Raw genomic sequence first — 11,120 nt, forward strand, 5'->3', positions numbered from 1 at the left:
TATGAGGAAACTTTTTATCGGGCTTATTTTTTCTACGCTGCTTTTTGCGGCTCAAAAAGTGGCAATAATTCATGTGGAGGGAATGACATGCCCTTTATGCACAAGTGCGGTTAAACAGTCATTGAGAACTACACCTGGTGTAATAAAGGCCAGGGTTATTTTAAATACAAAAACCGCGACGGTAATCTTTGACGATACCAAAACGAATATAAAAAAACTTTTGCATGCGATTGAAGTTGTGGGATACAAAGGAAAAATAATAAAAGTGGTGAAGTAGGTGAGTTGTGAAGTGGATAAGTGGATAAGTTGTGAAGGAATTTATAAAAAAATTTAAAGGAGTGGAAATGAAAGTGCTTTTTATATTTAACCATGAACCGTATGACGGAAGCGATGTGGCATGGAACGGGCTTAGACTTGCTAAAAATATGCATGGACGCGGGCATGACGTAAGAATATTTCTTATGAACGATTCGGTTGATCTGGCAAGAGACTGCAATAAAAAACCGGATAATTACGACAACGATCTGGTTGCGATGCTAAAAGAGATGTATCAAAACGGAGTTAAACTGAAAGTCTGCGGAACATGTCAGGCAAGATGCGGTATTTACAAAAACGAGCCTTATTTTGCGCCTGAAATCAAAGCGACTATGAACGATTTGGCAGACTGGGTGGAAGAGTGCGATCAGGTTCTTACTTTTTAACTTCTTTTTTTTCTTTTTTTATGCTTAAATTCGAATAAAAATAAAAAGGTCTTTAATGCTGAAATTAAACAATGAGGCAAAACTTACAAAATATGTCAGAGCGGCCGGCTGAGCGGGCAAACTGGCTCCGGAGGAGCTAAACGACACAACATGCACCTTGGAGGGAAGACATAAAAACCTGCTTGTGGGATTCGAAGGCAATGAAGATGCGAGCATTTATAAAATAACAGATGATATTGCGCTTGTTCAGACGGTTGATTTTATTACTCCCGTGGTTGACGATCCTTTTGTTTACGGACAGATTGCGGCGGCTAATTCGTTAAGTGACGTGTTTGCAATGGGAGGAGACGTTAAAACGGCACTTAATCTTGTAGGGTTTGATTCTTGTCATCATGACAGGGAAATTTTAAAAGAGATTTTAAGAGGCGGTGAAGATAAAATAAAAGAGTGCGGAGGAGTGCTTGCCGGAGGACACACCATAGAGACGCCGGAAATGCTGTACGGCCTTAGTGTGACGGGAGTGGTACATCCTGATAAAATGATAAGAAACAACACTTTAGAAAAAGATGACGTAATAATACTTACAAAACCTCTCGGAATGGGTATTCTTACAACCGCTATAAAAGCGGATCTGGTAAGTGACGAAATTGCGAGCGAAGTTGCCCAAATTCTAAGAACTCTTAATTACAAGGCAAGCATTATAGCCAGGGAAATAGGCGTAAACGCTATGACCGACGTTACCGGTTTCGGACTTCTCGGGCATCTTTATGAAATGAGCGGTAAAAAATTCACAATTGAAGTGGAGTTTGAAAAAGTGCCGTTTATTAATGAAGCGATCAATCAGGCAAGCATGGGTATTATACCTGCCGGAAGCTACAACAACCAGATTTTTGTAGAAAAATATGTGGAATTTGTTAAAGAGCTGAGTTTTGAAGAACAGATGATTCTGTTTGATGCCCAGACAAGCGGAGGACTTTTAATAAGTCTACCTCAGGAAAAAGCGGAAGAATATCTAAAAAGAGCGCAAAACGAAGGTGTTTTTGCAAAAATTATAGGAAACGTGAAAGAAAAAGAGGATAAATTTATAAAAGTGGTGTAATTTAATGGAAAATTAAACCGTTTTTTTCAGTGAATATTATGATAATTTTATAATTGCTGTTCCTGAAAAAAAATTACTTTTTTCAAACGGCTTCGCTACGGTTCCCGAAATTTCACAGAAATTTCGACCGTTACGCTGCAGATGTTTTCTCAAAGCAATATTTTTCCAGAAAGTTTAATTATTCTTCTATCGCTTTTGCGATAAGCTCAAGAGGGTGTTTGAATATTTTATTATCTCCGGCTTTATCTAGCTGTTCTGTTATCTGCATTCTGCAAGCGCTGCATTCGGCACTTACGATATCGGCATCCACGGCTTTAATGATTTCGGCTTTTTTCTGCCCGGCTTTTACGGCCAGGTCGAATTTTTCGGTCTGGATAGTGATGCCTCCGAATCCGCAGCACATATCCGGATCGCTCATTTCATTAATCTGATATACCTGTGTCAGTAAATCTCTCGGTTCTTTTTTGATATTGAAAACCCTTCCGAAGTGGCATGAATTGTGATATGTGATAATTTCCGGCTGTTTTTTCTTATTTGCAAGTTTTGCTTTAAGGTCTGTGTGTTTATAAAGCCATTCGGTTGTTCCAAATATTTTGGCTTTTATTTTTCTGTGTCTTTCAGCCCAGCTCTCATCCATATGTGCATGGATATACTCTTCATAGTCTTTTTTCAGCATTGCTGTGCATGTGGCTTCCGGAACGATAATGGCGTCCACTTCGTCGATGAAGCTTTCAAAATATTCTATATTGTATCTTACCAGTTCGTCAACAGTCTTAAAATCACCCGTAAAATACGCCGGAGCTCCGCAGCAGAGCTGTTTTTTAGGTATGAATATGTCAATGTCAAGGAATTTTAAAATACTGACAAGTGCGTCACCTACTTCTGTATAATTGTAGTTTGCCATACATCCGATAAATATAGCCACTCTTTTTTTAGGGTTTTTGGCAGGTATTTGTTCCGGGTATTTTTTTAAAAATGAAGTCTGTTTCATAGAAGGCAGAAGTCTTCCTTTTTTAAGCATAGGGATATTAAAACGGCTTCTCATTGCGTTTTTGTCGGCTTCTATTTTAAATCCGCATGTCTGGAACATAAAGCCCAGTTTGCTTACGATATCATATGCCCATCTGTGTTTAAGTAAAAAGAAAAATGCTCTTTTAAAAAACGCTATTCCGTATTTGTCGGCGATTTTTTTCCTGACGTTTTCAATCATAAAATCCGTCGGAAGAGAATTAGGGCAGACTTCTACGCACTGGTTGCATAAAAAACAGCTCTCAAATATGTCTTTTGCGTTTTTATCGAGTTCGATTTCTCCTTCTTCCACACCTTTAAGCAGGTCTAAAAATCCGCGGGGAGAAGTTGTTTCGTCAGGATTTATTCTGTGAATCGTACAGCCCGGAATACATTTTCCGCATTTTATACACATATCGGACGTATCGGAAAACTTAAACAAAGCAGTTCCTTTTTGAAGTGCAATTTATCATACTATTTGAATTATGTCAAGAAGAACGGTTGCAGATAAATTAGTTAAATAAATCATAATAATAAATTTTTTTAATCAAAATAAAAAAAATATGAAGAAAATATTTGTGTTATAATTTTTTAAATTAAAATCATATAGTTTATTGAATAAAAGGTATTTTTGATATGTTTGATTATTGGCAGCATATATATTCCCATTTTAATCCCGTTGCATTTGATTTAGGTGTCTTTAAAGTCCACTGGTACGGTATAATGTATGTTTTGGCGCTGGTTACCGGATACTATGCGGCGGTAAAATTTGCCGAGAAAGAAGGAATAGACAAAAAAATAATAGACGATTATTTCGTATGGGCGGAAGTCGGAATTATACTGGGTGCGAGAATAGGGTATTTTATATTTTACGTTCCTAATAACGGATATTATCTTCTGCATCCGTGGGAGATGTTTAATCCTTTTTCAAACGGGCGGTTTGTCGGGATATCCGGTATGAGTTACCACGGGGCGGTTATAGGATTCGCGATAGCTACATATCTTTTCTGGAAAATAAAAAAAGCGGATATGTGGAAAATACTTGATATAGCCGCACTTGCTATTCCTATAGGATATATATTCGGAAGAATAGGCAATTTTTTAAACGGCAGAATAGTCGGAAGAGTTACCGATGTGCCGTGGGGTGTGTATATTGACGGCGCTTTAAGACATCCTATCGGTATTTATGAAGCGTTTTTTGAAGGTTTTTTAACGTTTGTCCTTATTTATATTTATTATAAAAAATGGTACAAAAACAAAGGCGAGCTTATAGGGCTTTATATGATTTTGTATGGGGTTTTCAGAAGTTTTTGTGAGATGTTCAGAGAACCCGATCCACAGCTCGGGTTTATAATAGGGCATTTTACAATGGGTGAGATTTTAAGCTTTTTTATGATTTTGTTTGGTATAGTTATATTTATAAAAAGAAAAAAATTAAATGGAGAGTAAAATGAAAGTAGCAATAGTAGGCGGAGGAATCAGCGGACTTAGTCTTGCATATTATTTACAAAACGATTTTGAAATAACCGTTTTTGAAAAAGAAAAATGGGGAGGTAAAGCTTATACGGCGAAAGTCGGCGATTATTTAATGGAAGAAGGGGTTAACGGGTTTTTGAACAATTCTCCAAAAACAATGGAGCTTTGTGAAGAAATCGGTATTACACCTATTAAAGCCAACGACAACTCCAAAATAAGATACATATACGATAACAAACTTATAAAAATACCTCTTAAACCGTTTGATTTTATTACAAGCGATATTCTCTCATGGAAAGGGAAATTTGAAGTTGCTATGGAGTTTTTCAAAAAACCGGTTTGTGACAGGGAAGAAACGGTTGCCGAGTTTGCCACCAGAAGATTAGGCGCTGAGTTTACAAGAAGAATGATGACTCCTATGCTGGCAGGTATATATGCATCAACTCCGGAAATTACTTCCATGAATGCGGCATTTCCGAAACTTAAAAAAATAGAATGCGAATACGGGTCGCTTTTTAAAGGAATGATTAAATTAAAAAGAGGAGGCCAGCCGACAGGAGAGCTTCATTCATTTGAACACGGTATGAGCGAAATGATAGAGAAACTAAAAGAAAAAACAAAAGCCGAATTTGTTAAAAAAGAGATCAAAGACATAGACGAACTTAAAGATTTTGATAAAGTAGTTATAGCCACACCTGCATACAGCGCGGCTGAAATATTAAGCAAATATGACAAATTAAGCGCTCTGCTGAATAAAATACCGTATAATCCCGTGGCAATTGTAGGTTTTGACTATGAAAGCATATCTCCTGTGTGTTTCGGAATTCTTACGGTTGAGAATAAAACACTAGGTATTTTAATGGATAAATATATTTTTCCAAACAGAAACGGTATCCGTGTGATGGTCGGAGGAGCAAGATATCCTGAAATAAAAGATATGAGTGAGGGAGAGATAATAAATATTGCAGAAAAAGATATTTATGAAATAATTAAAAACGCAAAACCGAAAATCAAATGGATAAAAATGCATAAAAACGCAATACCAAATTATTCTTTAGGACATCAAAAACTGGTTGAAGAAATTATGAATGAGGCTAAAAATGTTAATGTTTATTTAATAGGAAATGCTTATAATGGTGTAAGCTTTAATGACTGTATTAAAAATTCTTATGAGTTAGCACAAAAAATCATAAAGGAAAAATAATGAAAAAGTTAATTTTTTTATTTATTTCCGTGTTTTTATTTGCCCAAAACCTGAATTGGTATTCGGATTATCAAAAAGCGTTTAATGTTGCAAAAAAAGAGCACAAGCTTGTAATGGTTGACATCAGCAAACATGACTGCCCGCCGTGTGATTTTATGAAGCAGAATGTAATGAGCGGTAAAGAGGTTAAAGATATATTGCTGAAAAATTTCGTATTAGTCGATTATTATGCGGATACTGACAACATACCTGAAAAATTCAGAAAACACTTTTTTAATTTTACTCCGGCAATTCAGTTTTATACGGCTGACGGCAAATTTATAAGAGGCGTTTACGGTGCCACAAGTTACGAACATTTTTTAAGCGTACTAAAACAAATCGTTAAAGGAAACAGATAATGGAACATTTAACTTTTCAACTGTTTGATTATTTTGACAAAATGCCGTTTATAGTCAGTTATATTGCCGGTCTTTTATCATTTCTATCTCCGTGCGTATTGCCGCTTGTGCCTATTTATTTTTTCTATATAACGGGTATCAGCGCTAAAGAAATAAAAGAAAAAGAGCTTACTTCAAAAGAAAGAATAAAAATATTTATAAATTCCGCTTTATTTATTGCCGGGTTTGCATCAGTATTTATATTAATAGGTGCGGCAAGCGCAAATTTAATCGGAAATATTTTTGCTTATAAATGGGTAAATGTTTTAATGGCATTAATTATTATCTTATTCGGTATAAATGTTGCCGGATTTATAAAATTCAGATTTATGCAGTATGAAAAAAGACTAAATCTTCAAAATGCCGGCGCGTTTTTACTCGGATTTTCTTTTGCATTCGGATGGACTCCGTGTATAGGGCCTATTTTTGGAACTATAATTGGAATGGCGGCAACTGAACCGGGAAAAGCTATCTCAATGATGGTTCTTTATACGCTCGGTCTGGCTACTCCGTTTATATTAATGGCTTTATTTACGGTTTGGAGTATGAAACTGATTGAAAAAATGAAAAATTACATGGGTATAATTGAAAAAATTTCAGGTTTGCTGTTAATAGGTGTAGGTATTTATATTTTATATAAAGCGGTTTAATATATGAAAAAGTTACTGCTTTTTCTTTTTTTCGTTTCGGTCTACGGTGCAAATATTGGTTTTATGAATCATGCAGATATGCATACAATACTAACTACAAATCCTAAAGAACTTCCTCATAAAGTAAAATGGCTGAAAAATGCAAAAAATATTTTTAGGCTGGCTAAAAAAAATAATAAGCTTATAATGGTTGATATAAGCAAAACGGGATGTCCTCCGTGCCAATATCTGTATGATATTGTTTATCAGGATTCGCAAATAGCCGCATTTATAAATGATAATTTTATTCCGGCTTTTTATATGGTTGATAAAGAAAAAGTGCCTTTTGCTTTTGCAAAATATTTTAATGAAGTGGCTCCTTCGATACTGTTTATAACTCCTGACGGAAAAATATTTTATAAAATAATAGGTGCAAGAGATAAAAATACGTTTTTTAAATTATTAAAACAGGTTATAAAAAAATATAATAACAGATAGGCATTTGTATTATTTTTGTAAAATTTAATGTTTTTATATTATAATATCACTTTAAATCACAAAAAAGGAGCTTTTATGAAAAAATTATTAGCAGTATTAGCAGTAGCTGGGTTTGCATTTGCAGGACAAAACTGTGCAATGTGCCACAACGGCGGAATGGCTAAAAAACTTGACACTTTAACACCTGCACAAATTGAAGCAAAAATGAAAGAATTCAAAGCAGGTAAAGGTAACCAAATGATGGTTAACATCGCTAAACAAATGAGCGAAAAAGAAATCAAAGCTGACGCTGAAAAATACGGTAAAAAATAATAATATTCTCTCAAACTTTTTGTTTGAGAGTTTTTGTTTTAAAATAGTGTCAGTCACCAATAGGGACAGAGAAGTTTTGATTGTTTTCGTTTAAGCGGTGAGTTTAAAATAAAAGATAAAGATTATGATATGTATTAAAAATAACTAAATAAAACTAACTATACTGTTATATATGTCCAATTCATATGCTTAATATGTATACGAGAAAATTTATAATATAATCTTTTATTTTTAATATATAAAAAGCTTAATATATAAAAAGTAGTTTGTTTTAATTATCGAAAAATTGCTAAAGTAATTATTTTTAGATTTAAAAGATTTGTTTCTATTATAAAGTGACAGACACTTTGTTGTGTGTGTAAAAATAACTCCCAAAAGGGAGAAGAAGAAATATTATTCGTGAGTTACTACAGGCATTGGAACTTCATGCTCAAGAGCTGCTTTTCCGCTACCGTATTTTTTGTAAAGTTTCATTCTGTAATCATAGATATCTTTCATTTCTCTGATATCCTGCATTACCTGGAATACACCATGCCAGTGAGCATAGTCAGGTGATCCCATCGCTGCACCTTGTCTAAATCTTCTACCTTCATGATGCCATAGGTAGTAGTATAGTTTGAAGAATGGATCGCTCCATACGTCTGATTTCATTAAACCTTTAGCTTTAAGGTCTTTAAGCATTTTAGTTGCGAATGCTTTGTATTGATTGTATACAGTTACAGCTGCATCTACTCTTTGGAAGTAGTTGTTAGTAAATGTAGCTTCGTGACATACCATACAAACTTTTTTCATTTCTGCTCTAGCAGCTTCAGGTCCTTGAGGGTTACCAGCTTTAGCGTTACCTCTAATTACAGTTTTACCCCATTCAACTTTACCAGCGCCTTTCCAGAATGCCCAACCAGCTGTTTCTGCTCCGCCAGTTCTTAAGAAACTAGCAGGTGCCCATAGGTTCCATTTAAGTCTAAGTGAAACGTTGTGAGTTGCTTTGTTTCCGCCGATTGCACCCATATGACATACGAAACAAGTTGCACCTCTAACAGTTTTACCTGGGATGATTTTGTTTGATTCAAAGTTGTAATCTTCTTCATTTGTATCATATACGTGACCGTGAACTGAAGATTCGAATACTTCTTTATCTGGATGGTCAGGTCCTAAGTGACAGTTTGTACATGCTGCAGGATTTCTAGCTTCAGCTGCTGAGAATTTATGTCTGCTGTGACATGCAAGACAGTTACCAACACCACCATCTGGATAAAGTGCTGCAATACCATCGCTTGGCCAAGTTGCAGCGTCTGGTCTACCTTCTTTATCAAGTTTAACTACAGTACCGTGACACTGAATACAGATGTTTGCAACATTTAGATCTGCAGTTCTAGGATTTTTAGCGTTTGCTTGGAATACTGAACCGTCAGTTCTAATACCTTTTTCCATTTTTTTGCCGCTAACACCATAAGTAGCGTTTGCACCTTTTAAACTTTCATAATGATAAGAAAGTTTACTCATTAGGTAACCGTGTTTGCTTCCGTTACCAGCTAGCCATTGAGCCGCACCTCTTGCGTGTCCTGAATTTAGATATTCAGTAACTTCTTTTGCGTGACATTTAGCACAAGTAACTGAAGATACTGCGATTTGAACAGTCCAGTTGCTTCCTTGCATTGGGTGAGCTTTGAATGCAGTAGGGTAATCTTTTGGTACAACGTGACATTGTACACATCCTACACCAACTTTTGCGTGTTTAGAATGTTGCCAGTCAGCTACGATTCCAGGATCTTGAGCTTTGTGACACATTAGACATTGATCGTTACTTACACCTTTAGGTTTAAAGTTTTTAAGCTTTTGGTAATTTGGGTTTGAATCTAAGCTGTTTGCTGCAAATGCAAAACTTGCAATCGCCGCTACGCTTAACCCAGCTGTAAGTGCTTTTTTCATTTTTGCTCCTTGAGGATTTTTTTCTCTTTAGTATTGTAATTAAAAAAAGTGTCTCAAAAGTGCCAAGTTTAAAAAAAGATTACTTTATAATGAAAAAAACATAAGATTAGGTTAAATTATTGGTGAAACTCCCAAAAGGGAGAAGAAGAAATATTATTCGTGAGTTACTACAGGCATTGGAACTTCATGCTCAAGAGCTGCTTTTCCGCTACCGTATTTTTTGTAAAGTTTCATTCTGTAATCATAGATATCTTTCATTTCTCTGATATCCTGCATTACCTGGAATACACCATGCCAGTGAGCATAGTCAGGTGATCCCATCGCTGCACCGTGTCTATATCTTGTGCCTTCATAGTGCCATAGATAATAATATAGTTTAAAAAACGGATCGCTCCATACATCTTTCATAATCAAACCTTTTGCAGCTAAGTTTTTAAACATTTTAGCTGCAAATACCTCATACTGATTAAATGTTTTTACTGCTGCGTCAACTCTTTGAAAATAATTGTTTATAAAGTTTGTTTCGTGACAGGCCATACAAACTCTTTTCATTTCTGCTCTAGCAGCTTCAGGTCCTAGAGGGTTACCGGTTTTTACGTTACCTCTTGTAACTGTTTTTCCAGGAATTAATTTTCCTCCGCCTTTCCAGTAAGCCCAGCCTGCTGTTTCTGCTCCGCCTGTTCTTAAGAAACTTTCTGGTGCCCAAAGATTCCATTTAAGTCTGAGGGAAACGTTGTGAGTTGCTTTGTTTCCGCCGATTGCACCCATATGACATACGAAACAAGTTGCTGCTCTGACAGTATTACCAGGGATGATTTTGTTTGATTCGAAATTGTAATATTTTTTATTTGTAGCATATACGTGACCGTGAACTGAAGATTCGAAAATCTCTTTATCAGGATGGTCAGGTCCTAAGTGACAGTTGCTGCATGCTGCGGGGTTTCTTGCTTCTGCAGCTGAGAATTTATGTCTGCTGTGACATGCAAGACAGTTTCCGACTCCGCCGTCTGGATAAAGTGCTGCAATACCGTCGCTTGGCCATGTTGCCGCATCCGGTACGCCGTTTTTGTTAAGTTTAATTGCTGTACCGTGACATTGTACGCATAAATTTGCAACGTTCAGATCGGCAGTTCTAGGATGTTTGGCATTTGCATTAAATACCGAACCGTCAGTTCTGATACCTTTGATCATTTTTTTACCGCTTACACCGTAAGAAGGGTTATTGCCTTTTAAACTTTCAACATGATATGCCAACTGAGTCATTAAATATCCGTTTCCGGTTCCGTTTAACGCTATCCATTGAGCTCCCGCTCTAGCATGTCCGGAATTTAAATACTCTTTAACTTCTTTTGCGTGACATTTGGCACAAGTAACTGAAGATACTGCGATTTGAACAGTCCAGTTTTTTCCTTGCATCGGATGTGTCTTAAATGCAGTAGGGTAGTCTTTTGGAACAACGTGGCATTGGACACATCCAACTCCCGCTTTTGCATGTTTAGAATGCTGCCAATCTGCAACAATTCCCGGATCTTGTGATTTGTGACACATTAAACACTGTTTGGTTGAAACTGAAGGATTTGGTTTGAAATTCTTTAATTTTTGATAGTTTGGATTGGAATCTAAGCTGTTTGCCGCAAATGTGAAACTTGCGATTGCCGCTATGCTTAGTCCGGCTGTAAGTACTCTTTTCATTTTATGCTCCTTTTAGGATCATCCCTATTTCTATTATAACAGATGATAGTGCCATACGAGTGCCGACTTAAAAATAATGAGTTGACTATACTAATGGAAGAATAGAAATTTTATAATTTATATGTATACAATTAT

12 protein-coding genes are annotated in these 11,120 nt (G+C 36.0%); 9 read left to right on the plus strand and 3 right to left on the minus strand.

Annotated elements, in window-relative coordinates; genetic code table 11:
- Position 1: 1 nt before the first annotated feature.
- The 3 genes from ACZ5EP_RS01030 to selD all read left to right on the plus strand — a co-directional run bounded on the left by ACZ5EP_RS01030 (position 2) and on the right by selD (position 1,800).
- Entirely contained in the window at positions 2 to 277 is a 276-nt protein-coding gene (locus tag ACZ5EP_RS01030; protein WP_127681128.1) for a heavy-metal-associated domain-containing protein, read from the plus strand.
- A gap of 67 nt (positions 278 to 344) precedes the next feature.
- Positions 345 to 701 (plus strand): DsrE/DsrF/TusD sulfur relay family protein, encoded by a 357-nt coding sequence (locus ACZ5EP_RS01035; RefSeq protein WP_127681127.1) that lies wholly within the window; start codon positions 345 to 347, stop codon positions 699 to 701.
- Between the two features lie 55 nt (positions 702 to 756).
- The gene (gene selD, locus ACZ5EP_RS01040; RefSeq protein ID WP_464509081.1) at positions 757 to 1,800 is read left to right on the plus strand and encodes a selenide, water dikinase SelD; all 1,044 of its coding nucleotides are present in this window, start codon (positions 757 to 759) and stop codon (positions 1,798 to 1,800) included.
- 178 nt (positions 1,801 to 1,978) lie between these two features.
- Here selD and ACZ5EP_RS01045 read toward each other — a convergent pair whose 3' ends face one another.
- The gene (locus tag ACZ5EP_RS01045) at positions 1,979 to 3,250 is read right to left on the minus strand and encodes a (Fe-S)-binding protein (protein WP_464509082.1); all 1,272 of its coding nucleotides are present in this window, start codon (positions 3,248 to 3,250) and stop codon (positions 1,979 to 1,981) included.
- Positions 3,251 to 3,444: 194 nt separating this feature from the next.
- Here ACZ5EP_RS01045 and lgt point away from each other — a divergent pair, with 194 nt between their 5' ends.
- The 6 genes from lgt to ACZ5EP_RS01075 all read left to right on the plus strand — a co-directional run bounded on the left by lgt (position 3,445) and on the right by ACZ5EP_RS01075 (position 7,364).
- A complete protein-coding gene (gene lgt, locus ACZ5EP_RS01050) occupies positions 3,445 to 4,257 on the plus strand; it encodes a prolipoprotein diacylglyceryl transferase (RefSeq protein ID WP_127681124.1) in 813 nt (270 codons plus the stop codon).
- A gap of 1 nt (position 4,258) precedes the next feature.
- Positions 4,259 to 5,488: a protoporphyrinogen oxidase gene (gene hemG / locus ACZ5EP_RS01055; RefSeq protein ID WP_464509083.1), complete on the plus strand. Its 1,230-nt coding sequence runs from the start codon at positions 4,259 to 4,261 to the stop codon at positions 5,486 to 5,488.
- On the plus strand, positions 5,488 to 5,886 hold the full coding sequence (locus ACZ5EP_RS01060) for a thioredoxin family protein (RefSeq protein WP_464509084.1): 399 nt from the start codon (positions 5,488 to 5,490) through the stop codon (positions 5,884 to 5,886). The genes hemG and ACZ5EP_RS01060 overlap by 1 nt, the downstream gene beginning before the upstream one ends.
- On the plus strand, positions 5,886 to 6,575 hold the full coding sequence (locus tag ACZ5EP_RS01065) for a cytochrome c biogenesis CcdA family protein (protein ID WP_464509085.1): 690 nt from the start codon (positions 5,886 to 5,888) through the stop codon (positions 6,573 to 6,575). The genes ACZ5EP_RS01060 and ACZ5EP_RS01065 overlap by 1 nt, the downstream gene beginning before the upstream one ends.
- Positions 6,576 to 6,578: 3 nt before the next feature.
- Entirely contained in the window at positions 6,579 to 7,052 is a 474-nt protein-coding gene (locus ACZ5EP_RS01070) for a thioredoxin family protein (RefSeq protein WP_464509086.1), read from the plus strand.
- A gap of 75 nt (positions 7,053 to 7,127) precedes the next feature.
- Complete coding sequence (locus tag ACZ5EP_RS01075; RefSeq protein WP_127681114.1) at positions 7,128 to 7,364, plus strand: c-type cytochrome; 237 nt, start codon at positions 7,128 to 7,130, stop codon at positions 7,362 to 7,364.
- 393 nt (positions 7,365 to 7,757) lie between these two features.
- Here ACZ5EP_RS01075 and ACZ5EP_RS01080 read toward each other — a convergent pair whose 3' ends face one another.
- Together ACZ5EP_RS01080 and ACZ5EP_RS01085 are read right to left on the minus strand one after the other, a co-directional pair.
- Positions 7,758 to 9,293 carry a multiheme c-type cytochrome gene (locus ACZ5EP_RS01080; protein ID WP_464509088.1) on the minus strand — a complete coding sequence of 512 codons (1,536 nt, stop codon included), beginning with the start codon at positions 9,291 to 9,293 and terminating at the stop codon, positions 7,758 to 7,760.
- 153 nt (positions 9,294 to 9,446) lie between these two features.
- The gene (locus ACZ5EP_RS01085) at positions 9,447 to 10,985 is read right to left on the minus strand and encodes a multiheme c-type cytochrome (RefSeq protein ID WP_464509090.1); all 1,539 of its coding nucleotides are present in this window, start codon (positions 10,983 to 10,985) and stop codon (positions 9,447 to 9,449) included.
- Positions 10,986 to 11,120: the final 135 nt, after the last annotated feature.

The sequence above is a fragment of the Nautilia abyssi genome, assembly GCF_055388085.1.

Excerpts from the sequence above, each read along its gene's own strand:
- ACZ5EP_RS01065 (WP_464509085.1), top strand. The coding sequence starts at position 5,886 with ATGGAACATTTAACTTTTCAACTGTTTGATTATTTTGACAAAATGCCG.
- ACZ5EP_RS01070 (WP_464509086.1), top strand. The coding sequence starts at position 6,579 with ATGAAAAAGTTACTGCTTTTTCTTTTTTTCGTTTCGGTCTACGGTGCA.
- ACZ5EP_RS01080 (WP_464509088.1), bottom strand. The coding sequence starts at position 9,293 with ATGAAAAAAGCACTTACAGCTGGGTTAAGCGTAGCGGCGATTGCAAGT.
- ACZ5EP_RS01085 (WP_464509090.1), bottom strand. The coding sequence starts at position 10,985 with ATGAAAAGAGTACTTACAGCCGGACTAAGCATAGCGGCAATCGCAAGT.
- ACZ5EP_RS01030 (WP_127681128.1), top strand. The coding sequence starts at position 2 with ATGAGGAAACTTTTTATCGGGCTTATTTTTTCTACGCTGCTTTTTGCG.
- ACZ5EP_RS01035 (WP_127681127.1), top strand. The coding sequence starts at position 345 with ATGAAAGTGCTTTTTATATTTAACCATGAACCGTATGACGGAAGCGAT.
- ACZ5EP_RS01060 (WP_464509084.1), top strand. The coding sequence starts at position 5,488 with ATGAAAAAGTTAATTTTTTTATTTATTTCCGTGTTTTTATTTGCCCAA.
- lgt (WP_127681124.1), top strand. The coding sequence starts at position 3,445 with ATGTTTGATTATTGGCAGCATATATATTCCCATTTTAATCCCGTTGCA.
- hemG (WP_464509083.1), top strand. The coding sequence starts at position 4,259 with ATGAAAGTAGCAATAGTAGGCGGAGGAATCAGCGGACTTAGTCTTGCA.
- ACZ5EP_RS01075 (WP_127681114.1), top strand. The coding sequence starts at position 7,128 with ATGAAAAAATTATTAGCAGTATTAGCAGTAGCTGGGTTTGCATTTGCA.